The sequence below is a fragment of the Neobacillus rhizosphaerae genome, assembly GCF_050477885.1.
Classification (GTDB): domain Bacteria; phylum Bacillota; class Bacilli; order Bacillales; family Cytobacillaceae; genus Neobacillus; species Neobacillus rhizosphaerae_A.
In genome coordinates this window covers 1-23,967 of the sequence record NZ_JBCNAC010000051.1, presented here as the reverse complement: position 1 = coordinate 23,967, position 23,967 = coordinate 1, and the positions used below count along the sequence as shown (strand labels likewise).

27 protein-coding genes are annotated in these 23,967 nt (G+C 43.9%); 22 read left to right on the top strand and 5 right to left on the bottom strand.

What is annotated here, in order from left to right; translation table 11 throughout:
- Position 1 precedes the first annotated feature (1 nt).
- The 9 genes from ABES03_RS06600 (at position 2) to nuoN (ending at position 9,725) form a co-directional block, all read left to right on the top strand.
- Positions 2-1,267, top strand: a complete 1,266-nt coding sequence (locus ABES03_RS06600; protein ID WP_430116231.1) for an NADH-quinone oxidoreductase subunit C — start codon at positions 2-4, stop codon at positions 1,265-1,267.
- A gap of 3 nt (positions 1,268-1,270) precedes the next feature.
- Positions 1,271-2,371, top strand: coding sequence for an NADH-quinone oxidoreductase subunit D (locus ABES03_RS06595; RefSeq protein ID WP_430116229.1), 1,101 nt, complete (start codon positions 1,271-1,273; stop codon positions 2,369-2,371).
- A complete protein-coding gene (gene nuoH / locus ABES03_RS06590; RefSeq protein ID WP_430116227.1) occupies positions 2,371-3,375 on the top strand; it encodes an NADH-quinone oxidoreductase subunit NuoH in 1,005 nt (334 codons plus the stop codon). The genes ABES03_RS06595 and nuoH overlap by 1 nt, the downstream gene beginning before the upstream one ends.
- A gap of 67 nt (positions 3,376-3,442) precedes the next feature.
- Positions 3,443-3,862 carry an NADH-quinone oxidoreductase subunit NuoI gene (gene nuoI / locus ABES03_RS06585; protein ID WP_430116225.1) on the top strand — a complete coding sequence of 140 codons (420 nt, stop codon included), beginning with the start codon at positions 3,443-3,445 and terminating at the stop codon, positions 3,860-3,862.
- The gene (locus tag ABES03_RS06580) at positions 3,859-4,377 is read left to right on the top strand and encodes an NADH-quinone oxidoreductase subunit J (protein WP_430116222.1); all 519 of its coding nucleotides are present in this window, start codon (positions 3,859-3,861) and stop codon (positions 4,375-4,377) included. The genes nuoI and ABES03_RS06580 overlap by 4 nt, the downstream gene beginning before the upstream one ends.
- Positions 4,374-4,688, top strand: a complete 315-nt coding sequence (nuoK, locus tag ABES03_RS06575; protein ID WP_308081848.1) for an NADH-quinone oxidoreductase subunit NuoK — start codon at positions 4,374-4,376, stop codon at positions 4,686-4,688. Before ABES03_RS06580 ends, nuoK begins: the two co-directional genes overlap by 4 nt.
- A 166-nt stretch (positions 4,689-4,854) precedes the next feature.
- Positions 4,855-6,726: an NADH-quinone oxidoreductase subunit L gene (nuoL, locus tag ABES03_RS06570; RefSeq protein WP_430116220.1), complete on the top strand. Its 1,872-nt coding sequence runs from the start codon at positions 4,855-4,857 to the stop codon at positions 6,724-6,726.
- Entirely contained in the window at positions 6,723-8,231 is a 1,509-nt protein-coding gene (locus ABES03_RS06565) for a complex I subunit 4 family protein (protein ID WP_430116219.1), read from the top strand. The genes nuoL and ABES03_RS06565 overlap by 4 nt, the downstream gene beginning before the upstream one ends.
- Positions 8,232-8,237: 6 nt before the next feature.
- Positions 8,238-9,725, top strand: a complete 1,488-nt coding sequence (gene nuoN / locus ABES03_RS06560; protein WP_430116217.1) for an NADH-quinone oxidoreductase subunit NuoN — start codon at positions 8,238-8,240, stop codon at positions 9,723-9,725.
- A 66-nt stretch (positions 9,726-9,791) separates the two neighbouring features.
- Here nuoN and ABES03_RS06555 read toward each other — a convergent pair whose 3' ends face one another.
- From ABES03_RS06555 to ABES03_RS06545, 3 genes are all read right to left on the bottom strand, one after another.
- Positions 9,792-9,944, bottom strand: coding sequence for a hypothetical protein (locus tag ABES03_RS06555; protein ID WP_430116216.1), 153 nt, complete (start codon positions 9,942-9,944; stop codon positions 9,792-9,794).
- A 120-nt stretch (positions 9,945-10,064) separates the two neighbouring features.
- On the bottom strand, positions 10,065-10,235 hold the full coding sequence (locus ABES03_RS06550) for a CsbD family protein (protein WP_430116214.1): 171 nt from the start codon (positions 10,233-10,235) through the stop codon (positions 10,065-10,067).
- A 91-nt stretch (positions 10,236-10,326) separates the two neighbouring features.
- Positions 10,327-10,635 (bottom strand): hypothetical protein, encoded by a 309-nt coding sequence (locus ABES03_RS06545; protein ID WP_430116212.1) that lies wholly within the window; start codon positions 10,633-10,635, stop codon positions 10,327-10,329.
- 216 nt (positions 10,636-10,851) lie between these two features.
- Here ABES03_RS06545 and ABES03_RS06540 point away from each other — a divergent pair, with 216 nt between their 5' ends.
- Positions 10,852-12,348, top strand: coding sequence for a mechanosensitive ion channel (locus tag ABES03_RS06540; RefSeq protein WP_430116211.1), 1,497 nt, complete (start codon positions 10,852-10,854; stop codon positions 12,346-12,348).
- Positions 12,349-12,423: 75 nt separating this feature from the next.
- Positions 12,424-13,704 (top strand): hemolysin family protein, encoded by a 1,281-nt coding sequence (locus ABES03_RS06535; protein ID WP_430116210.1) that lies wholly within the window; start codon positions 12,424-12,426, stop codon positions 13,702-13,704.
- Between the two features lie 124 nt (positions 13,705-13,828).
- Here ABES03_RS06535 and ABES03_RS06530 read toward each other — a convergent pair whose 3' ends face one another.
- Positions 13,829-14,533: a TrkA C-terminal domain-containing protein gene (locus tag ABES03_RS06530; RefSeq protein WP_430116209.1), complete on the bottom strand. Its 705-nt coding sequence runs from the start codon at positions 14,531-14,533 to the stop codon at positions 13,829-13,831.
- 65 nt (positions 14,534-14,598) lie between these two features.
- Positions 14,599-14,868 carry a hypothetical protein gene (locus ABES03_RS06525; RefSeq protein WP_430116207.1) on the bottom strand — a complete coding sequence of 90 codons (270 nt, stop codon included), beginning with the start codon at positions 14,866-14,868 and terminating at the stop codon, positions 14,599-14,601.
- A 162-nt stretch (positions 14,869-15,030) separates the two neighbouring features.
- On the opposite strand from ABES03_RS06525, the gene ABES03_RS06520 reads away from it, so the two are divergent.
- The 11 genes from ABES03_RS06520 (at position 15,031) to ABES03_RS06470 (ending at position 23,239) form a co-directional block, all read left to right on the top strand.
- Positions 15,031-15,969, top strand: coding sequence for a magnesium transporter CorA family protein (locus ABES03_RS06520; protein WP_430116205.1), 939 nt, complete (start codon positions 15,031-15,033; stop codon positions 15,967-15,969).
- Between the two features lie 126 nt (positions 15,970-16,095).
- The gene (locus ABES03_RS06515) at positions 16,096-16,923 is read left to right on the top strand and encodes an STAS domain-containing protein (RefSeq protein WP_430116204.1); all 828 of its coding nucleotides are present in this window, start codon (positions 16,096-16,098) and stop codon (positions 16,921-16,923) included.
- A 3-nt stretch (positions 16,924-16,926) separates the two neighbouring features.
- Positions 16,927-17,289: an STAS domain-containing protein gene (locus ABES03_RS06510; RefSeq protein WP_413305322.1), complete on the top strand. Its 363-nt coding sequence runs from the start codon at positions 16,927-16,929 to the stop codon at positions 17,287-17,289.
- 3 nt (positions 17,290-17,292) lie between these two features.
- The gene (locus ABES03_RS06505) at positions 17,293-17,694 is read left to right on the top strand and encodes an anti-sigma regulatory factor (protein ID WP_430116202.1); all 402 of its coding nucleotides are present in this window, start codon (positions 17,293-17,295) and stop codon (positions 17,692-17,694) included.
- A gap of 14 nt (positions 17,695-17,708) precedes the next feature.
- Positions 17,709-18,716, top strand: coding sequence for a PP2C family protein-serine/threonine phosphatase (locus tag ABES03_RS06500; protein WP_430116200.1), 1,008 nt, complete (start codon positions 17,709-17,711; stop codon positions 18,714-18,716).
- A 53-nt stretch (positions 18,717-18,769) separates the two neighbouring features.
- On the top strand, positions 18,770-19,084 hold the full coding sequence (locus ABES03_RS06495) for an anti-sigma factor antagonist (RefSeq protein WP_309857708.1): 315 nt from the start codon (positions 18,770-18,772) through the stop codon (positions 19,082-19,084).
- Between the two features lie 62 nt (positions 19,085-19,146).
- Positions 19,147-19,629, top strand: a complete 483-nt coding sequence (gene rsbW, locus ABES03_RS06490; protein WP_413305328.1) for an anti-sigma B factor RsbW — start codon at positions 19,147-19,149, stop codon at positions 19,627-19,629.
- On the top strand, positions 19,595-20,389 hold the full coding sequence (gene sigB, locus ABES03_RS06485) for an RNA polymerase sigma factor SigB (protein WP_430116198.1): 795 nt from the start codon (positions 19,595-19,597) through the stop codon (positions 20,387-20,389). The genes rsbW and sigB overlap by 35 nt, the downstream gene beginning before the upstream one ends.
- Positions 20,382-20,981 (top strand): PP2C family serine/threonine-protein phosphatase, encoded by a 600-nt coding sequence (locus ABES03_RS06480; RefSeq protein ID WP_430116197.1) that lies wholly within the window; start codon positions 20,382-20,384, stop codon positions 20,979-20,981. The genes sigB and ABES03_RS06480 overlap by 8 nt, the downstream gene beginning before the upstream one ends.
- Before the next feature lie 415 nt (positions 20,982-21,396).
- Entirely contained in the window at positions 21,397-22,920 is a 1,524-nt protein-coding gene (cls, locus tag ABES03_RS06475) for a cardiolipin synthase (protein WP_430116196.1), read from the top strand.
- Positions 22,921-23,017: 97 nt separating this feature from the next.
- Positions 23,018-23,239, top strand: coding sequence for a hypothetical protein (locus tag ABES03_RS06470; RefSeq protein ID WP_430116193.1), 222 nt, complete (start codon positions 23,018-23,020; stop codon positions 23,237-23,239).
- Positions 23,240-23,967 lie beyond the last annotated feature (728 nt).

Here is a 23,967-nt window from a genome sequence, read left to right as displayed (position 1 = left end):
GATGAGTGGGGAAAAGGATCTTGAACAGTTAAAGAAAGAAGCGGTAGCGAAGGCGAAGGCTGCGGCGGCTGCGAAACGGGCGGCAAAGGCTGCAGGGGAAGCTCTTTCAAAACCTGCTGAGCCGGCTAAAGACGAAGCACCTGCATCGGCGGCAAGCGAAACGCCAGTTGAAAAAACGGTGCCATCGACTGAAGCACCAGCAACAGCGCCTGCGAATGACGCGGATGACCTTGCCAAGAAAAAAGCGGCAGCGGTAGCGAAGGCGAAGGCTGCAGCAGCGGCAAAAAGAAAAGCGATGGAGCTCGCAGGAGGTTCAGCACCAGTTGAGCCAACATCAGAATCAGTCCCAGCGGAGGAAACAGCCGGCGCAGGTACGAATGAAGCCCCAGCGGCAAGTTCTGACGCGGATGACCTCGCGAAGAAAAAAGCAGCAGCAGTAGCTAAAGCAAAGGCGGCTGCGGCAGCAAAGAGGAAAGCCATGGAGCTAGGTGACACACCTGAAGCAGCTGGGGATGATGCACCATCTGGAGATGATGCGAAAGCGAAAGCGGCAGCAGCGGCGAAAGCGAAAGCAGCAGCGGCAGCCAAAGCAAAGGCAGCGGCCGCAGCAAAGGCGAAAGCAGCCGGAATGGTCGGCGAGGACGCAGCAGCAGGCGGCGATGATGAAAAGGCAAAGGCGATTGCAGCAGCCAAAGCGAAAGCAAAAGCAGCAGCGGCAGCCAAAGCGAAGGCAGCAGCAGGCGGAAAAGCTGGCGAAACAGCAGCCCCTGCAGCAGAAGCAAAGCCTTCAGTCAATCAGCCATTTTTAGATAAATATTTGAAAGTCATTGAAGAAAATATGGGATCTGATGTTTTAGAAGATTCTTATATTAATAAACTTTCTAAGGATGTTCCAACACTTGTAGCGAAGCGTGACACATATTTTAAACTGGCTCAATTTTTAAAATACAATGAGCTGTTAGGGTTTGATTATTTATCAGAGCTTCATGGATCAGACTTCGAAACACATATGGAAATTTATGTTCACTTATTCTCATACAAAAACCGTCAATCCGTCGCGTTAAAAGTGAAGATTGACCGTAATGAACCAATCATCGAGTCCTTGCAGCCGCTTTGGGCAGGCGCAGAATGGCCTGAATGTGAAGCTTATGATTTATTAGGAATTAAGTTTACAGGACATCCGGATTTACGTCGTATCTTACTCGGCGAAGATTGGGTTGGCTATCCACTGCGAAAAGATTATGAGCCTTACGATGTGGAGGTGTAACCATTGATCAGAACAGAAGAAATGATACTAAACGTAGGACCTCAGCATCCAAGTACTCACGGCGTGTTCCGTCTTGTTGTAAAAATTGATGGGGAAACCATTGTTGAAGCAACACCTGTTATCGGATATTTACACCGTGGGACTGAAAAAATTGCTGAGAACCTGCAATATACACAGATTATTCCTTACACAGACCGAATGGACTACTTATCATCTATGACAAACAATTATGTCCTTTGTCATGCAGTTGAGACGATGATGGGGATTGAAGTGCCAGAACGTGCAGATTTCCTTCGGGTTATTGCAATGGAATTAAACCGGATTGCGAGTCACCTTGTTGCATGGGGTACATATATTCTTGACCTTGGAGCTACAAGTCCGTTCATCTATGCATTCCGTGACCGCGAAATGATTATTAATATGCTAAACGAACTTACGGGTGCACGCCTGACATTTAACTATATGCGTGTGGGCGGAGTGAAGTGGGATGCTCCAGAAGGATGGATTGAAAAAGTAAGAGACTTTGTGCCATATATGCGCGGTCAGCTTGCTGGTTTCCACGATCTTGTCAGCGGAAATGAAATCTTTTTAGACCGTGTAAAAGGCGTTGGAAAATATACAAAAGAAGAAGCCATCCACTATTCACTTAGCGGACCTAATCTTCGTAGTACCGGTGTGAAATGGGATCTTCGGAAGGATGAACCATATTCCGTTTATGACCGTTTTGACTTTGATGTCCCAACATCGGAGGACGGTGATTGCTTGGCTAGGTACCATCTACGCCTTGCTGAAATCGAAGAATCCTTAAAAATCCTTGAACAAGCAGTGGAGCAATTTCCTGCTGAGGGAGCAATTCTTGCCAAAGTGCCGAAGATTATTAAGGCGCCGAAGGGTGAAGCTTTTGTACGAATTGAATCACCACGTGGTGAAATTGGCTGTTATATTGCGAGCGATGGTAAAAAAGAACCGTACCGCTTAAAGTTTAGAAGACCATCCTTCTATAACCTGCAAATTCTCCCAAAACTTTTAAAGGGCGAAAACATCGCAAACATGATTGCTATTTTAGGGGCAGTGGATATTGTCCTTGGGGAGGTTGACGGCTAATGATAGAAGAATTGCTACAGTCAAGTCCTAGTTGGGCTAACTTTGGGATTTTCTTTTTACTCGGTGCTGTCTTACTTTTAGTCGTATTAGGCTTCGTTACTTACGGAATTTTAGCAGAACGGAAAGTAATGGGTTACATGCAGCTCCGTCATGGTCCAAACCAAGTCGGCGGTAAGTGGGGACTCTTACAAACGGTCGCAGACGTCCTCAAGCTATTATTAAAAGAGGATATTATTCCGAAGGCAGCTGACAAGCCATTATTTATTATTGCACCGGTCATTGCTTTTGCGCCATCCTTTATGGTCCTAGCAACGATGCCGTTCACTGACAAATTTCAGTTTGCCGATATCGGTGTGGGATTACTCTATTATATTGCCGTTTCTGGATTGACTACCTTTGGTATGCTGCTTGGCGGCTGGGCATCGAATAACAAGTATGCACTCTTAGGAGGTATGCGTGCCTCAGCCCAGATGATTTCCTATGAGATTCCGCTTGTTATGTCTGTCTTAGGCGTTATTCTTCTATCAGGAAGCTTAAATCTAAATGAGATTGTGGCAGCACAGAAGAACGGATGGTTCATCCTCTTGCAGCCAATTGGATTTATTGTCTTTTTCATTGCATCGATTGCGGAATTAAACCGAACACCATTTGACTTGCCAGAATCGGAAAACGAACTAGTTGCCGGTTACCATGTTGAATATTCCGGTTTCCGCTGGGCATTCTTTATGCTCGCAGAATATGTGTATTTGTTCGCGATGTCTGCTTTGATTACGGTAATCTTTTTAGGCGGATGGTTAGCGCCAATCGGCTTCCTAAGCTTTATTCCTGGAGCGATTTGGTTTTCACTTAAATTCAGTGTGGTTGTCTTTGTTTACATTTGGCTACGAAGCACGTTCCCACGTTTCCGGGTCGATAAACTAATGGAATTTGGCTGGAAAGTACTTTTGCCAATAGCACTAGGCAACATATTCCTAACGGCTTTAATCAAATCATTATTTTTCTAAATCAGGAAGGGTGCCTGACACCAATACCACCACTAACAATTCTTAAAAGGTAAAAGGGGTGAAAAACGTGCTTGGATTAGCAAAAGGCTTGAAATATACCCTAAAACAATTAACGCGAGAAAAGGTTACTTACGATTATCCGAATAAGCCGATTCCACTACCAGATCGCTTCCGTGGTATACAGAAATTTTATCCGGAAAAATGTATCGTTTGTAATCAATGTATGAATATTTGTCCGACTGAATGTATTAACCTGACGGGTAAAAAGCATCCGGATCCAACGAAAAAAGGGAAAATCATCGACACATACGATATCAACTTTGAGATTTGTATCCTTTGTGACCTATGTACGGAGGTTTGCCCAACTGAAGCCATCATCATGACCAATAACTTTGAGCTCGCTGAATACAGCCGCGATATGTTATTTAAGAACCTTGAATGGTTAGATGAAAACGACGAAAACATACGGAAGGAGAATAAAGCATGACCTTCTCAGGCGAATTCCTCGCATTTATGGGACTCGCACTTGTTGCGATCATCGGCGGCGTGCTTCTGTTGAACCTTACGAAAGTGGTTCATATGGTTGTTGCCCTGATCTTCACTTTCGTCGCAATCGCCGGTATTTACGTTCTGCTATCCGCAGAATTTGTGGCTGCCGTCCAAATCTTAATTTATTCTGGTGCGATCACCATCATCATGCTGTTTGGCATTATGTTAACGAAGCATGATGACGAAAGTGAACCAAAAACAGGCAGATGGAGAAAGTTACTCTTGTTCATAGGAATTGTGGGCTTTGCCTTTGCAGTGTATATTGGCATCTACGATTTCAATATCGAACAGGTTCCATCCACACTGCATGAAAATAACACGTTACAAATTGGTAAGGCACTTTACTCAAAATATGTCATTCCGTTTGAGTTAACATCGGTTTTACTATTAGTAGCCCTTGTTGGCTCCGTTATCTTGGCAAAAAATGAGAAAAAGGAGGCGGATGAGGAATGAGTTCAGTTCCCGCTTCAGCCTTCCTGGCACTGGCACTTATACTGTTTTGCATCGGCTTATACGGTGCGTTAACGAAAAGAAATACAGTGATCGTCCTGATCTCAATCGAATTGATGCTGAACGCTGTGAACATTAACCTAGTCACCTTCAGCAAATACGGTCTGGCACCGTCGATTACAGGCCAAATCTTTGCCCTGTTCGCAATCAGCGTGGCAGCAGCCGAAGCAGCGGTCGGACTAGCGATTCTCATCGCACTCTACCGCAGCAAGAAAACCGTCAACATCGACGAAATGGACACAATGAAAAACTAGATAGAGCACTTTGGGTGTCAGGCACCACAAAAAGACACTCCGCCCTATTTGTCCGTCTCAGGAGGACAACTTTCGCTGAGCGAAGGATGTCCATTCTAGAAAGACAAACGAGGGATTTGTCCACGGAGGGTGTCAGGCACCATGTTCTATAAAGGGGATAGTGATAATGATGGAGAATGCATGGCTCATACCGCTTTTCCCGCTATTATCGTTTTTGATCCTTCTTCTATTCGGTAAGCGGTTGAAGGAGGCAAGCAGTTATGTGGGGATTCTTCTTACACTCGCGTCGCTTGTCTATTCAATCCTTGTGTTATTTGAGCGCTTTTCAGAGCCAACTTACGTCACGAAATTTGACTGGCTCACGATAGGAGATCTGCATCTAACAGCGGGCTTTGAAGTGAATCAATTAAATGCATTAATGCTGTTTATCGTATCGCTCGTAAGTTTCTTAGTACATACCTACTCCAAAGGGTACATGCATGGAGATGAGCGGTTTCCAGTATTCTATGCCTACTTAGGATTATTTACCTTTGCAATGCTTGGGCTGGTTCTTTCACCAAACCTTTTGCAAACCTATATTTTCTGGGAGCTTGTCGGTGTCGGCTCGTTCCTATTAATCGGTTTTTATTTTTACAAAGAAGAAGCGAAGGCCGCTGCGAAAAAGGCATTCATCATGACCCGTATCGGGGACGTGGGCCTATTTATCGGTATGGCTCTTCTATTCTGGGAAACAAAAAGCTTTGAATATAGTGATATTTTTGCAGCAGTAGAAGCTGGAAAGATTTCAACGACGATGATTACCCTCACTGCCATCCTTATATTCATCGGAGCAGTTGGTAAATCAGGTCAGTTCCCGCTTCACACCTGGCTTCCAGATGCGATGGAAGGTCCGACACCAGTTTCGGCCTTAATCCACGCAGCGACCATGGTAGCCGCAGGGGTATACTTAGTGGCAGCCCTATTCCCACTATTCTTAGCAAGCCAAACAGCACTACTTACGATCGCCGTGATCGGTGCGTTTACAGCAATCTTTGCAGCGAGCATCGGTCTTGTCCAAACGGACATCAAGCGTGTATTAGCATACTCAACCGTTTCACAGCTTGGCTACATGATGCTTGCCTTAGGGTCTGCCGGCTATGTAGCGGGTGTGTTCCACTTAATGACTCATGCGTTCTTCAAGGCGTTACTATTCCTTGCAGCAGGTTCTGTCATTCACGCAGTTCACACACAAAACATCGAAGAAATGGGCGGGCTTTGGAAAAAGCTGAAGCTCACCGGACCTCTTTTCTTAATTGGAACACTCGCAATCAGCGGTGTACCGTTATTTTCTGGTTTCTTCTCAAAGGATGAAATCTTAATTGCTGCTTGGGAAGGCGGACATCCAGTCCTATTCTTGTTAGCACTAATCGCAGCCTTTATGACTGCCTTCTACATGTTCCGCTTGTTCTTCCTAGTATTCACTGGCGAAGCGCGGGGCGATCAAAAGCATGTGCACGAATCACCGTCCAACATGACATTCCCGATGATTCTTCTCGGTGTCTTGGCAGTGATCGCTGGTTACGTCAACACTCCATGGTTTGGAACGTTCCTTGGTGACTGGTTAGTGGATGGCAACGAAACACTTGCACACCATGGCCATGTCGAAGGTCCAGTATGGATTATGATTGCAGCAACAGTCGTGTCTTTAGCAGGAATTTTCCTTGCTTATATGATGTACTACAAGCGTTCTCTAGCCCGCAACTGGTTGAGCGGCACAGGTGACACGCTGCACACGATTCTTTTCAACAAATATTACGTTGATGAGTTCTATCAACTTACTGTCGTAGTCGCTACAAAAGCAATCAGCTACTTCTTACGCTTCATCGATGTCTTTCTTGTAGAGGGGCTCGTGAAGGGCGTAGTCGGGATCGTCCAAGGACTTGGTCAAACTGGTTCGAAGATGCAGACCGGACAGGTTCAAACCTATGGCGCAGTTGCCTTCATCGGTCTCGCACTATTAGCCGTCATCTTTGCATTAACAGGGGGGTACTTACGATGAATTTACATGCAGTCCTTTCCGTCCTAGTATTCTCCCCTTTACTAGGTATCGCGGTTTTGGCGTTCATGCCTAAAACGCAGGAAAAATCAATTAAACTAGTGGGCTTTTTAGCGACACTGCCAGCTTTAATCCTAGCATTTGCGGCCTATCTTCATTATCAATGGGGCAAGGATTTAGCTGACTTTTCCGTATCGGTGCCATGGATTCAATTCCGCGGCATGAATGGGATTTCCGAGCCAATCTTCTCGGTTTACTACGAGCTTGGATTAAGCGGCTTCCAGCTTCTATTGGTTGTTTTAACAGCGGTTGTTGCCACACTCGCTTCCATCGCTTCCATTTTTATAAAAAAAGAATGGAAAGGTTATTTCATGCTATTCCTTCTTTTAGAAGTGGGAATGCTTGGCGTGTTTACCGCAGAAAACTTGATTTTGTTCTTCATCTTCTTCGAAGTAACACTCATTCCGACTTTCTTCTTAATTGGAAAATGGGGTTATTTTGAAAAAGAAAAAGCAGCATACAGCTTCTTGATTTATAACGGTTTAGGATCAGCAGTCCTGTTGATTGTGATTATGATTCTGTTTGCAAAAACAGGAACATCAAATATTGACTTATTAACACAAATGATGGCCGATCCAAATACACCGGTAACTGGTGATTTGAAGCTTGGATTACTGATTGCCCTTTTAGTTGCATTTGGTGTAAAATTACCGATTTTCCCATTGCACAGCTGGATGCTGAAGGTACACGTTCAGGCGCCACCATCAGTCGTTATGATTCACTCTGGTATTCTTTTAAAGATTGGTGCGTACGGATTAATCCGCTTTGGAATGGGTATTTTTCCGAAGCAGTTTGAGACGCTTGCGACCATCATTGCCGTACTTGGAGTGATCAATCTTCTCTACGGGGCGTTTCTAGCGTTCATTCAAACAGACTTTAAGATGGTTTTGGCGTATTCATCCATTTCCCACATGGGAATCGTGTTAATTGGCCTTGCTGCGATGAATGAGGCAGGGGTCCAGGGAGCGATTTTCCAAGTGATTTCACACGGATTGATTTCCGCGCTCTTGTTCTTCTTAGTGGGTGTCTTGTACGAACGTACGGATACATCGTTAATGGAAAATCTGGGCGGAATGGCGAAGGGAATGCCAATTGCCGCAGGCTTCTTGCTTGCCGCTGCGATGGCATCACTCGGACTGCCAGGTATGTCTGGATTTGTCAGCGAATTTATGGCGTTCTTAGGTCTTTTCAAAGAAATGCCGTGGATTGCAGCAGTTGGTACCATTGGTATTATCATGACGGCAGCCTACTTACTACGTGCGGTTCTAGGTATGACGTACGGCAAGTCACACCGTGAATTTACTGGTGTGGTTGATTTAAAAGGCGTGGAATTCATTCCAGTCCTTGTTCTTACATTTTTAATCGTATTAATTGGTGTGTATCCAAGTGTTCTAAGCTCTCCGCTGCAAACTACACTTGAAACAATCATGCTAGGGTTAGGGGGGTGATGAAGGATGGATTTTGATACATTGAAATCATTTGAATGGAGTGTCATGACACCAGAGTTCATCATCCTTGGTGTGTCAGCACTATTAACATTACTTGATTTATTTATGCCGAAAAAACAAGACCGACGAGTTCTTGGCTGGATTGCGATTCTCGGAGTTTTCGCAGCAATCGTGTCTCTTGCTGGCTTGTTGAACACAGATGTCACTTCGATTTTAGAAGACAGCTTTACACTTGATGGCTTTGGCAAGGCCTTTAAACTCTTGCTTCTTGTTGGTTCAGGGCTGGTGCTGTTTTTAGCTGTCAGCTATGAGAAAAAGGATGGAGTGGAAGACAGTCACGGCGAGTTTTACTACCTGTTTTTAGCAGCGTTGCTCGGTGCGATGATTATGACTTCCAGTGGGGATTTAATCACCCTATTCATCGGATTAGAATTATTAACGGTTTCTTCTTATATTTTAGCGGGTATTCGCAAACACCATGTAGAATCCAACGAATCTGCAATGAAATACGTCATCAATGGCGGAATTTCCACTGCGATCACGTTATTCGGAATGAGTTATGTGTACGGGTTAACCGGAACCACGAACCTTTTCAATATCGCGCAAACTCTTGCGGCGGTTGGTGATGCACAGCAGACTTACTTACTTGGTCTTTCCTTCTTAATGATTTTCGTTGGTTTATCCTTTAAGCTCGCGGCTGCTCCGTTCCATATGTGGGCACCTGACGTGTATCAAGGAGCGCCAACACCTGTTACTGCATTCTTAAGCGTAGTTTCCAAAACAGCAGGCTTTGTCATCGTCGTTCGTATCCTTGTTGCTGTCTTCTACAATGCAGCACCAGAGGGAGGCGCCGGTGGTGAAAGCATTCTGTTCAAGATGCATGACTACCTAGCGGTGATTGCAGCGGTAACGATGGTTGTCGGTAACGTGGTAGCGTTGAAGCAGTCAGATATTAAGAGAATGTTCGCTTATTCAAGTATCGCCCATGCGGGGTATGTGCTAGTGGCTATAACGACTATGAGTGCGAACTTAGTGTTCTCCATCTGGTTCTACTTGCTTGCATACATGCTGATGAACCTTGGTGCCTTTGCTATCATTCAAGTGGTGACGGAAAAATCAGGTTCAACGAAGATTGCTGATTTTGCTGGCCTTTACCGCCGCTCGCCGGTTCTAGCTGTGTTAATGGGAATTTTACTCGTTTCCTTGGCAGGCTTCCCGGGTACAGCAGGTTTTATTGGAAAATTAAACATCTTTGTCGGTGCATTTTTCGGAACCCCGCATTATGTGCTCGCATCTATCATGATTGCGACAACAGTTGTTTCTTATTTCTACTATTTTGGCGTCATGACGCAGATGTTCTTCCGTCCAGCTAAGGATGAAAGCAAGCTACAGGTGCCATTTGGAATAGTGGTTGTGCTGCTGGTTGCGGTTGTCGGCTCCGTCTTGTTTGGAGTAGCGCCAAACCTAGCACTCGACTTCTTGAACAATATGTAAGATTTTTTGGGGGAAATGATTTATCAGCTGGGGCCTTGGGGAAGGCCGCCAGCTCAAATAAAGGGGTTATATATCAAAAAGAAGAGGTTGGGGAACCTCTTCTTTTTTTATGCTTGTTTTAGAACAGACTGGTATGTGGATTCCGCCGGATTTGTTGGTCATTCCGCCGATTGGTTGGCGGATACCGCCAGTTTTTAAGGTATTTCCGCCGGTTTTCAAAAGTATTCCGCCAACTTCTCACATGATTCCGCCAAACATCAAAAAAGTGCCGGACACTACAACAAAATGCTGTAGTGTCTGGCACTTTTCAAGTGTCTCAACATGTTTCTACCAATCATTTTAATCTTCCATTTTATCCTTCACATCGCCGTAGCCTTCTTGTACTTTTCCTTTAACCTTGTCCATTTTTCCATCAACTTCGGTTGAGCGATCATCGGTTAGTTTACCCCACTGCTCTTTTGCTTCGCCTTTGGCCTGTTCCATATTTCCTTTTACTTGGTCCTTATTCATTGTGTCGTCCTCCTTGTTTTTGGTTAGTATATTAAATACCAATATTGGTATGGTATTAAACATGTTTTTTAACAGCTAATAGCCTCTTAGATTACAGGTTGTCAGGCTCGTCCTTCTTTTCCCCATCGCTGACACCATTATCCTGGTCAACACCATCGCCAACGCCATCTTTTTTCAATTCATTTTCAATATCTTTTTTTGCTTCCTTCAAATTTTCTTTTGCATCCTTGAAGGAGGTATCGGCTTCCTTCTTGGTATCGTTATCGATGGCGTCTTTTTGCTCGCCATCACTGATGCCATTATCTTGATCGACGCCGTCGCCACATCCGGCTAAGCCGCCAAATGTAAGCAAAACCGCCAACCCACCCGCTACTAAGTTTTTTCGCCTCTTGGTAATCATATAAATCTCCTCCTTGTGATTGGTGTATTTCGTTGTGTTGGTGACTATATTCCCAGCAAAAACAAATTCAAAACCTTTCTTTTTTGAAAAAATTTCCCTTTCATTAAATGCATTTTTACAAAAAGTTTGATTGCTAGATTGTTGGTTTGAATGAGTGGAGACGGGGTAATACAGAAAGCAGAACAAATACATGACGATGAAAAGGAGAGAGATGATATGCACGTAAACGAAATGATGATGGGCTGGTCCTCTTATTTTCAAGACCTACCCAATCTAATCATGGCATTAGTAGTGCTATTAGTAGGCTGGCTGGTCGCCAAGTGGATTGGCCGAGGCGTAGAAGCGGCCTTAAGAAAGACCAGTTTTGACGATAAGCTATTTTCAAAGTTTGGTAAGAGAAAATACTCATCAGAAACCATTATCGGAAAAATAGTTTACTATCTTTTATTAGTGGTAGTTTGGACGATCTTCTTCAATATGTTGAGCTTAAGCTTTATTGCCACACCATTCGTTCAAATGCTATCGACCATTACGGCGGCAATTCCTAATCTATTAAAAGCAGCACTCATCTTACTGTTTGCCTGGGTGGTCGCGTTCTTACTGTCCAATCTTTTCACAAAAGCAGCTTCCCGCTTCCATTTAGAAGATCATTTAGCGAAACGGAAGCTGGCAAAAGGTGAATTGGATGCGATGAATAAAGTGAACAGCATCTCGAAGGTGATCTTCTACTTTGTACTTCTCTTATTTTTACCAGGAGTATTAGGCGCACTGCATATGGAAGGCATCTCAAAGCCTTTTGCGGAAACCTTATCTGTGTTACTCGCTTTTATTCCAAAGCTATTTGCAGCCGCATTGATTGTGTTTATCGGCTGGTTAATTGCCAAGATTGTTCGTGATATTGTAACGAGTCTTTTAACAAATGTAGGTGTTGAAAAGTTAGGTAAGCGTTTAGGTTTGGATCAATCGGTAGATGGACGAGCGAGCCTTGCCAATATCATTGGAAATATCGCGTTTATCTTAATCTTACTTCCAACGATTATTACGGCTTTAGAAAAATTAGATTTGAGGGGCGTTTCGGAACCAGCAATCAGCATGCTCCGCGCGGTATTGTCGATGATTCCAAACATCGCTGTAGCCGTGTTGTTGATTTTAGCAGGGATTTGGCTTGGAAAAATGGTGGAGAAAATCGTCACCCAGATGTTGTGGCGCGTAAGGTTTGATAGTCTATTTCACAGAATGGGCATCGGCTCATTAACTCCGGATGCTTCGAAGACAACCTTGTCACAGTTGGTTGGGTTGCTGGCTAAAATAGTGGTGGTTTTATTATTTACTGTAGAAGCCTTACAAATCGTACAACTAGACTTCTTAGTGACCCTCGCAACCGGCGTCATTGCTTATTTACCAATGCTGTTTGCGGCACTTGTCATCCTAGGGATTGGATTATATGTGGGGCACTTGGTGGAACGAATTCTACAAAATGTAATGAAAAATAATTACTCCCGCACCTTAGCGGCGGTAGCGAAGTACGCTGTGTTTGCGATTACCATCTTTATGGCCCTTGACCAGCTCGGTGTCGCACATAGCATTGTCAATGCAGCCTTCATCCTCGTCCTAGGCGGACTGGCCCTTGCCTTTGGATTAGCATTTGGAATCGGAGGAAAAGATTTCGCAGCCAAATATCTACGCAAACTAGACCAAAAACTAGAAGAATAATTCAGGCGGGGTCAGTCCCCCACTGCTTTACAGCAGTGGGGGACTGACCCCATCTCTGTAAGGTGGGATATGTTTATGATTTTGAAGTTGGTATCTGTTGCTTTGTTGATTGCTTTGACCGGGTTCTTTGTGGCGATTGAATTTGCAATAGTGAAGGTTCGGCCTTCGAGAATAGAGCAATTGTTGGGGGAAGGAAAGAAGGGTGCGGTTGCTGCAAAAAAGGTGGTATCCCATTTGGATGAGTATTTATCGGCCTGTCAGCTGGGGATAACGGTAACAGCGTTAGGACTTGGGTGGCTTGGGGAACCAACTGTAGAAAAACTGTTGCACCCGTTGATGGAAGCCCTCCACTTGAATGAATCACTTACCCATATTTTATCGTTAGGAATCGCCTTTGCTCTTGTCACCTTCTTACATGTGGTCGTAGGAGAGTTAGCGCCAAAGACGGCGGCGATTCAGAAAGCAGAGATGATTACGCTGCTGTTTGCTACACCAATGATTTGGTTTTACAAAATCATGTATCCGTTTATTTGGTTATTGAATAGTTCGGCACGCATGCTTACAAGAATGGTAGGATTGAAGCCGGTTTCGGAGCATGAGTTAGCGCATTCGGAGGAAGAGCTTAGGATTCTTTTATCGGAAAGCTTTAAAAGTGGGGAAATCAACGTGAACGAGTGGACATTCGTGAACAATATTTTTGAGTTTGATGAGCGGATGGCCAAGGAAATCATGGTTCCGAGGACAGAGATGTCCTGCATTTCTGTAGATGCGCGACTATCTGAGGTACTTGCTACGGTGAAAAAGGAAAAGTTTACACGCTATCCAGTGATGGATGGGGATAAGGATCATATTCTTGGTGTGTTAAACGTGAAAATGTTCTTAACAGCTACCATCTTAAAGAAGGAACAGGAGTGGAATATAACCTCATTAATCCAGCCGGTTATTCGGGTGATTGAGACGATTCCGATTCATGATTTGTTGGTGAAGATGCAAACGGAACATGCGCATATGGCGATTTTAATGGATGAATATGGAGGGACCTCGGGGTTAGTGACGGTTGAGGATATCCTTGAGGAAATTGTTGGTGAGGTAAGAGATGAATTTGATGCGGAAGAAGTCGCAGCGGTCAGAGAATTTCCGGGAAATAATTTTGTCGTCGATGCAAAAGTAGGGATTAATGAGGTGAACGACTTACTCGGCATTCATTTATCTACTGAAGAAGTCGAGACAATTGGCGGTTGGTTTCTAACACAAACTGGCGATGTTAAACCCGGGGCAAGTGTGGAAGCAGAAGGATACGTGTTTACCGTGGAGGAGGTGGACGGGTATCATATATTGTATCTGAGAATAGCGTAAACGAAGTAAATGTAACGCAAAAAATAGAAGTAGCGAGAAACTACTTCTATTTTTTGCGTATTGGAGTGATAGAACAGTGTCTACTTAAATATATTCTAGACCAACTATCTCTATTATTAATAGACTAGACTCCCTCATCCTTCCGCTTCTCCTCCAGTACCCGCCAATCATGTTCAAAGGCTGACCACAGTACTTTTTTATCCCCAAATAGTAGCAGCTGATCGCCTTCATGGAGCACCAACCCGTAGATGTCTTTCCTCAATTTCATCCCGCCTCGCTGGATAAAGAGGACCATGAAATCCATTCCTTGATGGCCTGGGAGGACATCTTGAATCGTACGGTTATGAAGTGAAGATTCCTTATAGATAGGCAGATTGAGGACTGCCTCCTTTTTAGAGGATAAAAATACATCCTTTACTGGCAAATCAATAAGTTCAACATTCTGTTTCATTTTTCGATTAAATACCTTAGACAACAGTCGCTGCATCCGAGACATCCGTAGCACAACAAAGACCAGCAGCACCGCAATGGCCACGGCGAGAATTTCTTTCGTTCGTAGTCCCTCAGAAAGGAACTGGCTGATTGAGGAAATAATGACTGCAAGCGAGAACGCGCCGAACAAAATTAAAAAAATAGCCAGCTTCCTTCGTATCGGGTGTCCTAGAATCAGCTCGGATTCACCCGTTGTAAATCCTGTTCCCGTCATCATCGAAATCACCTGAAACCGCGAGATTTCCACCTTCAGGCCCGTACAACGGAACAGCACCACAAAAATCTCAATAACCGCCGTAATAATTACAAAATAGATCAGTAAAAAGAAGGGGACCATTCTATCCACCTCACACAGGGACAGTCCCCCACTACTGTAAAGCAGCGGGGGACTGTCCCCAAAAATTATTGTATTTTTTCATTATAGAACTGGACGGAGTACATTGCGCCTTCACTTACCATGTTGTTGTCTTCGACATCGAGTGGATGTGGGTGGGCACCTTTTTCAATCGGCAACTGTTCTGCTTTTTCAAAGACAGTCGGTTTCACCTTGCGTTTCCACTCCCGCAGTACCGTTTCGGCTTTGACGCGATTTGGCTTTGACGACAACCACATCGCAGCAGAGGCGCCAATTCCCACAGCTACTAATGATTTCATACCAAACACTTGCTTCATAACAAATCCCTCCTAGAAAAATTTGTTCCAAAATTCATTCATTCATATCAACCAATCGATTATTCTATTTGAACTATGTATACCCACTAATTCAACCGTCAAACATAAAAGTTTCAATCCCCACAAAACAGGGAACTTTAAACATAAAAAAAGGAGACCGCCATGATAACCTACCGCACACCGACCAACTGGACTTGGATTCAGGCGAAACAAGAGGAAATCGAGCAACTCACTCCCATCCTTGAACATGAAAGCAGCATCGAGTGGCTGAAGCAAATCCAAAACAACAAAACCAACTGCCTCAGGGTTGCCATCACCCCTGATGGAAAAAAAGTAGTCAAAGGCTCGCTCATTTATAAACAAAGCTTTGAAGAGGAACATGACGTCAAACTCTTTCATTTCTATGTCACCATCGATCAATGGGTAACCATCGACCTCGAATGGGACACCCTGAAGCACATCGATCTGCAGCTTCTCCAACGTCAAATCAGCCAAACCACTAATGCCGTCGAAGGCTTCATGCTGTTCATTGCAGAATGGATGAATGCATGGCTAGTTGAGATCGACCGGTTTGAAGAGGACCTAAAAACCCTGATCTGGAGTATCCGCAAACGAAATGAAACGAGCATTCTCGAGCTCGTTTATTTGCGCAGGCACGAATTACTAGTGTGGAAGAGTCTCCTTATTCCGGTGAAAGAGCTAAAGATGGCGATTGAGGAAGTGAATCTACATGAACCGACGGAGGGAAAAATTTTCCCTATGACCTGTAAACGGATTGAGCGAGCGCTGACCCTTCTACAGGAATACGAACATGAACTAGATTCCATTATCAATTTAGAGGAAGTCATTTCCTCCCATCGGGGAAATGAAATCACGAAAACGTTAACCGTGATTACCACCGTATTTACTCCAATAATGGCCTTCGGAGCCCTATGGGGTATGAACTTCAAGCATATGCCGGAGCTCGAATGGACATGGGGCTATCCTCTTTCCATCGTCATGATTGTCATTTCAACGGTACTTCTATATGCTTATCTTAGGATTAAAGGCTGGACAGGTGACTTATTAAAAGGGAAAAAGCGTGGCTCCTTTTTCAAGTGAGGGACAATAAATGGCCATGTACTAGTACTTTTGGTCTAGTCCATTATGGTGATTTTTTTAAATAGAATATATTGGTATAATAGTAACTAGAAATAATAGGAAAAAAGGTAGGATGGGAGAGGTACGATGGAAAAAGCAACTCGAATGATTGAGTTTATTCAAGCGAACAGGGGACAGCTTTTACAAGAGTGGGTAGAAAAAATGAGCGCGATGGATGAGCAGAAACTATCAACCGTCATAACCGACCAAGTTTATACAAATGTTGGCGATGAATATATTAATATATTAGTTCATGATTTAATCAATCAGGACAAACAAGCGAAAAATAAAATGAGAGATTTCTCACAAAAATTGGTCCAATTAGGCTGGAATTTGAACTTTATCATGGACAGCTTAATGGAGTTTTCAAAGATAATGTTTTTCCACATGGTGGGAGAGGCATCGGAAAAGGAACAGATTGAATTCGGCTGGGCCTATGATAAGTGGGTAACACCGATTAATAAAGAAGTACTCAATCACTATGCATCGTCCTGGCAAAGGACCGTTTCATTGCAAAAAATTGCACTCCAAGAGTTGTCAGCGCCGCTGATTCCTATTTTTGACAATATCACCGTTATGCCGTTGGTTGGCACAATTGATACAGATCGAGCGAAGCGGATCATGGAAAATTTACTGCAAGGTGTCGTGAAGCATCATGCACAAGTGGTGTTAATTGATATTACAGGTGTGCCTGTAGTAGATACGATGGTGGCCCATCATATTATTCAAGCGTCAGAGGCGGTACGATTGGTGGGGGCCAAGTGTTTAATCGTTGGCATTCGACCGGAGATCGCGCAGACCATCGTTAATTTAGGGATTAACCTCAATCAGGTCGTTACGAAAAACAGCCTGCAAAAAGGGGTTGCCGCTGCATTGGAAATGACAAATCGCAAAATCGTCTCGATGGGGGAATAAGCAATGAATGGTAGAATTCCAATATTAAAATTATATAATTGCCTGCTCATCTCGATCCAATGGGAGCTGGACGACCAAACTGCGTTACAATTTCAGGAGGATCTTCTTTCCAAGATTCATGAAACAGGAGTGGGCGGGGTCGTCATTGACTTAACCTCTGTGGACGTGATAGATTCCTTTATTGCCAAGGTGCTTGGCGATGTGGTCAGTATGTCCCATCTAATGGGCGCAAAAGTGGTGTTGACGGGTATCCAGCCAGCTGTAGCGATCACACTAGTAGAACTAGGGATACACCTACAAGATGTGCAGACAGCACTAGATTTAGAAAAAGGATTAGAAACACTACAGCGGGAGTTGGGGGAGTAAAGCATGGAGAACGAATCCTGTGTGAAAATTATAACCGAATGGGATATCGTTGCAGCGCGTCAGCTTGGGAGAAACGTTGCAAAGGAGCTTGGATTCGGTTCGGTTGACCAAGCAAGGATCACAACAGCGATTTCGGAACTGGCCCGCAATATTTATCTGTACGCTGGAACAGGCGAAATCGAAATTGACCGCATGTATGAATTAGGAAGATGCGGCTTAAAGGTCATTGCATCGGACAAAGGTCCGGGCATTCATGATATAAGAAAAGTAATGGAAGATGGATTTACCACATCGGGTGGTTTAGGGGCAGGATTACCAGGGGTGAAACGATTAATGGATGAGTTTAGCATTACTTCTACGGTGGGAGAAGGAACAAGCATTCAGGTGGTGAAATGGCTTCGCTAGGAGGGTGTGAGAAAATGGATTTTAAAGATATGTTCGAATCAAAGTATCGCAGCATATTATACAGCTATCTGAAAGAATCAAACGAAGCAGCACTATATCAAGGACAAAAGTTTAGCCGAAAAGCAATGGAACACCAAATCTCCCCTGAAGAAATTATCAATGTGCATTGTACCGCATTGAAGGAGCTTTTCCCCGACCTCCCGCAAGAAGTGTTTGATTCCTGCGACTTTCTTTTAGAGGTGATGATGGACTATGGGTTAGCCTACCAGGAACATCAAAGCCTCCGTGACCAGCAGTTTGAAATTAGATCAGAAATTGAGATTGCTGCGAGCGTTCAAGATAACCTTTTAGAAACGCAAATTCCTCAAATAGATGAGTTAGATATTGGCGCCATCAGCATTCCCGCCAAGCAAATGAATGGTGATTACTATCGATTTGTTCAGGACCAGCAATTAATCAGTATTGCGATCGCTGATGTCATTGGCAAAGGCATCCCTGCTGCTCTTTGCATGTCGATGATCAAGTATGCGATGGACAGTCTGCTGGAATCACGTGTCCATCCACAGCATGTGCTCGAAAATTTAAATAGAGTCGTAGAAAATAATGTCGATTCAAGTATGTTTATTACCATGCTATATGGCATCTATGATTCACATGAACACACCTTTACATATGCATCAGCCGGTCATGAACCAGGTTTCTATTATCAAGCATCCAAGGATAGGTTTTCGGACCTCCTCGCAAAAGGTCTCGTCCTCGGAGTGGACCCGAATGCCAGCTATCATCAATATGAGAAAAAAGTCGAGCCGGGCGATATGATTGTTTTATTATCAGACGGTGTTACCGAATCAAGAACGGAAGAGGGCTTTATCGAACGGTCTGTTATCACGGATTATATTCGTAAGTATCAGCACCTGCCTGCACAAGAAATGGTGGATAAAATCTATCGAGACCTAGAGAGAATTCAGAATTTTGAAATACGAGACGATTTTACCTTAATTATTTTAAAAAGAAAGGTTTAGCCTTTCGTATAAGCGGGTATGTAAAAAATAAATATTCCTGAGGTGATGAGAAAATGAATCTACTAATAGATAAATATCACAATAATGAGGATACAGTCGTAAAGATTGCAGGCGAAATTGATGCCTTTACAGCACCACAGCTGAGGGAAGAGCTTTTACCTCTAGCAGAAGGAAAAAATCAATCGATTGTCATCAGTCTGAAGGATGTTTCTTATTTAGATAGTACAGGCCTCGGTGTCTTTGTTGGTCTATTCAAACAGCTGAAGAAAAATGAGGGCGAATTGAAACTGGTTGACCTATCTGATCGATTGAAACGGTTGTTTGAAATTACCGGGTTAAGCAATATTATTACCATTGCTACCAATTAGAACGGGACGAAAATATGACAAACACGGCAAAAATTAATTGCATATGAAAAGGTGGGGGGAGTATGAACCAAGTGATGGATTATATCGAAATGAAGATTCCAGCGAAACCCGATTATGTAGGAGTAATCAGATTAACATTATCAGGTATCGCGAGCCGTATGGGATTTACATACGAGGAAATCGAGGATATAAAAATTGCCATTAGTGAGGCAACAACGAATGCTGTACAGCATGCCTACCAAAGTGATGAAGGTGGAGAAATCATCGTCGGCTTTGGGATTTATCCGGATAAATTAGAAATGATGGTTGCCGATTACGGACAAAGCTTTAATTTTATCCAAACAAAAAAAGAACTAGGCCCCTACACAAAATCAAGTACAATGGACGATTTGGCAGAGGGAGGGTTAGGTCTATTTTTGATAGAAACGCTCATGGACGAGGTCCGTGTATCGAATCAGTCTGGGGTAACGGTCTTCATGGTGAAGAATGTAAGTGGGGAGCGTGAAAATCATGACCAAACCATCTCAAACCGTGAAGCGAACTAAAGAAGAAATTGATGCCCTCATTCTCGAGGTGCAACAGACTGGCTCTCCAGAAGTGCAGCAAATCCTGGTGGAGAATTATACCGCTCTTGTCGGAAGTCTTGCCAATAAATATTCAAAGGGCAGAGACTTTCATGAGGATATCATGCAAGTAGGGATGATTGGGTTATTAGGGGCGATTAAGCGATACGAACCGGATGTCGGACGGTCGTTTGAATCGTTTTTAATCCCGACGGTCATTGGAGAAATCAAGCGATTTTTACGGGATAAAACGTGGAGTGTCCATGTACCGAGACGCGTGAAGGAATTATGGCCGAAGCTCAAAACAGTGGTGGACGAGTTGACCAATCTGTATCAACGCTCACCGAAAATCCCGGAAATTGCTGATTATTTGAATGTGAGCGAAGAAGAAGTGCTAGAAGCAATGGAAATGGGGAAAAGCTATCAATCCGTTTCTGTTGACCAACCGATCGAAACGGGATCTGAGGGAAGCACGGTCACCGCGCTCGATGTCATGGGATCGAAGGACGAAGGCTTTGAAAAAGTGGACCAACGCATGCTGCTGCAAAGTGTCCTCCATGTGTTAACGGATCGAGAAAGAGAAATTATTCACTGGACGTATATCGAGAATAAGAGTCAAAAGGAAACAGGTGAGTTTTTGGGAATATCACAAATGCATGTATCACGTCTGCAAAAAAAGGCAATTGAAAAATTACGAAAGGCACTAGCAAAGGATGCCTTTTCAGGGGTCACCCATGCTTGATCATGAAGCCAACGCATATGTTCAAGCGCGTGCCTTTCAAATTCAAAAAGAAGGAAACAGCTTTAACGGTGATAGTTTTTTCATGAAGGCAACGGACGAGTATTTTATCTGTTCGGTGGCTGACGGTCTAGGGAGTGGACTGTACGCGAATCACTCATCCGATGCGGTGAGGAAGGTGATTGAAGAGCATCATCATGAAGAGGTCGAGGTGCTGATGGATTATTGTAATCAAGCACTGAAATCAAAGAGAGGGGCTACTGTTTCAGTTTTAAAGGCCCATTTTCAGCGGAAGGAAGTCACCTACTGCTCCGTGGGTAACATTCAATTTGTCTTCTATCTTCCTTCAGGCCTCTATATTTATCCCATTCCTGTTACTGGCTTTTTATCAGGGAAGCCGCAAACCTATCGAATTGAGACCTTTCCCTATGAAGAAAACTCCAAATTTATGATGCACACGGATGGACTCCATCTACCATCGATTAAACAGGAGTTAACCCGGTTCCAATCGATCGAGGATATGTCCAACCATTTAAAACTGCATATGACGAAGCGAAAAGATGACGCCACCTTTTTAGTCGGCCAGCTATTTTAATAGTGTGGCCGGCTTTTTTTTTTGTATGCGTCAGTTTAAGCAGTATATGCGCCGCCAATTGAACGGATCCATCCGCTGATTGGGAATGGTTATCCGCTGATTGAGGCTAGTTATCCGCCAATAGGATTGCCATCCGCTGATAGGGATTGGCTATCCGCTAATTGAACGGTATCATCCGCTGATTGAGGCTAGTTATCCGCCAATAGGATTGTCATCCGCTGATAGGGGATGGTTATCCGCTGATTGATTGGTGCTATCCGCTGATTGAGGTTAGTTATCCGCCAATTGAAAGGAGCCATCCGCCGATAGGGACTGACTATCCATTAATTAGACCTGAGCCCCATACTGTGAGAGTGGTTTAGCTTTTTCATGGAAGGGGTATTTCATAGATAAAAAGATGTGGGGAGAAACTCATATGAAAAAACTCAGGGTCGAATTTGTTTATGTTCTCATGATGTTGATTTTCGGCTACGTGGCGTTGTGTACCGACGTTCCCTTTCACTGGAAAGCACTCTGCCTCACGTTTTACACCATCATGATTGTAAATACAGTGGTCTCACTGTGGCTCGAAAACCGCCCAGCCCAGAACACCTTGCTATGGATGTATATATTAGTGTTCCTGCCAATATTGGGCTATATCTTCTACGTCTATTCCGGCCAACTGGTACATAAAGGCGAGCTATTTAAAAGGAAACGCAGCCTCGACCGGGAAATGTTTGAGGAGCTGAACAAAAAGAAATGGGGGATGGCTGGAGGTGGGGCCGCGACACGGACGGTGTCCGGGCTGAATGAGCACCAGCATGGATTTATGAACTATTTAGAACGGGTAACCTTAACTGACTGGAATCAGCATACAAGAACGAAAGTGTTGAGAAATGGAGACGAAACATTCGAGGAAATTAAACTCAGACTCCAGCAAGCAACGGACTTTATCCATATCGAATACTATATTTTCCGCTATGACCGCCTTGGAAAAGAGCTAATTGACATCCTTACAGAAAAGGTCCGGGCTGGAGTAGAAGTCCGTCTCATGTACGATGCGGTCGGCAGCTTCTCCCTATCCAACGCCGATCTGAAAATCATGGAGGAGGCCGGCATTCAGATTCACCCCTTTTTACCGATCCAATCAGGATTCATCAATCAAAAATTTAACTTTCGAAATCACCGCAAAATCATCGTCATCGATGGAAAAATCGGCTTTGTCGGTGGCTTAAACGTCGGGGTGGAGTACCTGGGCGAGGACGACCACTTTGGCTTTTGGTGCGACACCCACCTCATGCTCGAAGGGGAAGCCGTACAAACCTTACATGCCGTCTTTTTGCTAGACTGGCTCTATGCCTCAAACGAGAACTTTTTTGAAAATGAACGCTATTTGGAGCCGAAACCGGTGAACGGTGATGGATTGGTGCACGTCGTCGCAACTGGTCCCGAAACACGTGATATGAGTGATCACTATTACGCGATGATTTCCTCGGCCACAGAATCCATTTGGATTGCCACCCCCTACTTTATTCCGAGCCCGTCCATCCAAACGGCTCTCCGAATTGCCGCCAGGAAAGGTATCCAGGTCCGTTTGATGGTACCGGAAACGAATGATGGATTTCTTACCCAGTATGCGACCCAATCCTATTTTCCAGAACTGCTGCGTGCAGGAATTGAAATCTATTCCTACCAAAAAGGCTTTCTTCATAAAAAGGTCATTATTGTCGATGGAAATCTTGCCTCGATTGGTACCGCCAACTTCGATATGCGCAGCTTCCATTTGAATTTCGAGGTAAATTTGTTTTTATCAGGAACGAACTCGATTGCCGATCTGGTGGACCACTTTCAAGAAGACCTTAACGACTGCCGCCGCATCCGCGCTGTCGAGTTTTACAAAAGGAAGCCAGTGGTCAAATTCAAAGAAAGCTTCGCAAGGCTTTTTTCCGGGGTGTTGTAATTCAAACTTTTGGATGGAGGTCTAAATTTCAATCGAATCTAATATTTTTAGGTAGAAGGAATTCTACCCATACCATATGAAAATAGGTGATTCGATCATGTTTGCTGTTCATTTTTTAGAAAACAAAAATGTATTATTAACGCAGTTACTCAGGACTGTGCCGGAGGAAGGCGAAGCCATCAAGATTAAGGGGAGAAAAGGTACGGTTGCTAAAGTAACCACTGTGGATGAGAAAAATATCCATGTGCAAGTGGTCTTAGAAAAAGTAAATAAGAACAAACAAGTGGCCTTGGATCCTTCTAAAAAGAAAAAAAGATAACGTCTACGAACGCACCTCCAGTAGGTGCGTTTTTTTGATTTTTATACCCTGTTAATTGGAGTGGAAGGTGTGAAGACTCCTGTGGGCTTTGATACTGTGGTACTTTATGTCCCGATCCAATGGAAAGAAGCCCGACCGGTAAATAGGGGAAGGTTCTAATGCCCGTGGTAAGAGAAAAAGTGAGTGCCCGGTAAATAGGAGAAGATTCTAATGCCCGTGGTATGTGAAAAAGTGAGTGCCCGGTAAATAGGGGAAGATTCTAATGCCCGTGGTAAGAGAAAAAGTGAGTGCCCGGTAAATAGGAGAAGATTCTAATGCCCGTGGTAAGAGGTAAAGTGCGCGACCGGTAAATAGGGGAAGATTCTAATGCCCGTGGTAAGAGGTAAAGTGCGCGACCGGTAAATAGGAGAAGATTCTAATGCCCGTGGTAAGAGAAAAAGTGAGTGCCCGGTAAATGGAGGAAATTTCTAATGTCCGTGCAAGGTTGCCTGGCTACTATAGGCTAATGACTTTTGTACGATTAAGTGCAAATAGATCTATGTCTGCGCTCCGCAAAATCGACCAGTCTTCTTGATCGGGGCTGACCAAGGTGCTTGAGCTTTCTTATTGGAAACCACGCTTTTTTATCGAACAAAACAGTTCGTTCAAATCTTTGTCAAAACATTTCTAACAAACTGTGAACTTATCACTATAGCCATGTTATTAAAGTGCAAATGTAATATATTGTA

What these genes read in the sequence shown, in the direction of transcription:
- ABES03_RS06550 (WP_430116214.1), bottom strand. Translation starts at nt 10,235, where the DNA reads ATGAATAAGGACCAAGTAAAAGGAAATATGGAACAGGCCAAAGGCGAA.
- ABES03_RS06470 (WP_430116193.1), top strand. Translation starts at nt 23,018, where the DNA reads ATGTTTGCTGTTCATTTTTTAGAAAACAAAAATGTATTATTAACGCAG.
- ABES03_RS06600 (WP_430116231.1), top strand. Translation starts at nt 2, where the DNA reads ATGAGTGGGGAAAAGGATCTTGAACAGTTAAAGAAAGAAGCGGTAGCG.
- ABES03_RS06510 (WP_413305322.1), top strand. Translation starts at nt 16,927, where the DNA reads ATGAATGGTAGAATTCCAATATTAAAATTATATAATTGCCTGCTCATC.
- nuoN (WP_430116217.1), top strand. Translation starts at nt 8,238, where the DNA reads ATGGATTTTGATACATTGAAATCATTTGAATGGAGTGTCATGACACCA.
- ABES03_RS06535 (WP_430116210.1), top strand. Translation starts at nt 12,424, where the DNA reads ATGATTTTGAAGTTGGTATCTGTTGCTTTGTTGATTGCTTTGACCGGG.
- ABES03_RS06500 (WP_430116200.1), top strand. Translation starts at nt 17,709, where the DNA reads ATGGATTTTAAAGATATGTTCGAATCAAAGTATCGCAGCATATTATAC.
- ABES03_RS06520 (WP_430116205.1), top strand. Translation starts at nt 15,031, where the DNA reads ATGATAACCTACCGCACACCGACCAACTGGACTTGGATTCAGGCGAAA.
- rsbW (WP_413305328.1), top strand. Translation starts at nt 19,147, where the DNA reads ATGAACCAAGTGATGGATTATATCGAAATGAAGATTCCAGCGAAACCC.
- ABES03_RS06540 (WP_430116211.1), top strand. Translation starts at nt 10,852, where the DNA reads ATGCACGTAAACGAAATGATGATGGGCTGGTCCTCTTATTTTCAAGAC.
- ABES03_RS06545 (WP_430116212.1), bottom strand. Translation starts at nt 10,635, where the DNA reads ATGATTACCAAGAGGCGAAAAAACTTAGTAGCGGGTGGGTTGGCGGTT.
- cls (WP_430116196.1), top strand. Translation starts at nt 21,397, where the DNA reads ATGAAAAAACTCAGGGTCGAATTTGTTTATGTTCTCATGATGTTGATT.
- sigB (WP_430116198.1), top strand. Translation starts at nt 19,595, where the DNA reads ATGACCAAACCATCTCAAACCGTGAAGCGAACTAAAGAAGAAATTGAT.
- ABES03_RS06525 (WP_430116207.1), bottom strand. Translation starts at nt 14,868, where the DNA reads ATGAAGCAAGTGTTTGGTATGAAATCATTAGTAGCTGTGGGAATTGGC.
- nuoK (WP_308081848.1), top strand. Translation starts at nt 4,374, where the DNA reads ATGAGTTCAGTTCCCGCTTCAGCCTTCCTGGCACTGGCACTTATACTG.
- ABES03_RS06515 (WP_430116204.1), top strand. Translation starts at nt 16,096, where the DNA reads ATGGAAAAAGCAACTCGAATGATTGAGTTTATTCAAGCGAACAGGGGA.
- ABES03_RS06495 (WP_309857708.1), top strand. Translation starts at nt 18,770, where the DNA reads ATGAATCTACTAATAGATAAATATCACAATAATGAGGATACAGTCGTA.
- ABES03_RS06530 (WP_430116209.1), bottom strand. Translation starts at nt 14,533, where the DNA reads ATGGTCCCCTTCTTTTTACTGATCTATTTTGTAATTATTACGGCGGTT.
- nuoH (WP_430116227.1), top strand. Translation starts at nt 2,371, where the DNA reads ATGATAGAAGAATTGCTACAGTCAAGTCCTAGTTGGGCTAACTTTGGG.
- nuoL (WP_430116220.1), top strand. Translation starts at nt 4,855, where the DNA reads ATGATGGAGAATGCATGGCTCATACCGCTTTTCCCGCTATTATCGTTT.
- ABES03_RS06480 (WP_430116197.1), top strand. Translation starts at nt 20,382, where the DNA reads ATGCTTGATCATGAAGCCAACGCATATGTTCAAGCGCGTGCCTTTCAA.
- ABES03_RS06565 (WP_430116219.1), top strand. Translation starts at nt 6,723, where the DNA reads ATGAATTTACATGCAGTCCTTTCCGTCCTAGTATTCTCCCCTTTACTA.
- ABES03_RS06505 (WP_430116202.1), top strand. Translation starts at nt 17,293, where the DNA reads ATGGAGAACGAATCCTGTGTGAAAATTATAACCGAATGGGATATCGTT.
- ABES03_RS06580 (WP_430116222.1), top strand. Translation starts at nt 3,859, where the DNA reads ATGACCTTCTCAGGCGAATTCCTCGCATTTATGGGACTCGCACTTGTT.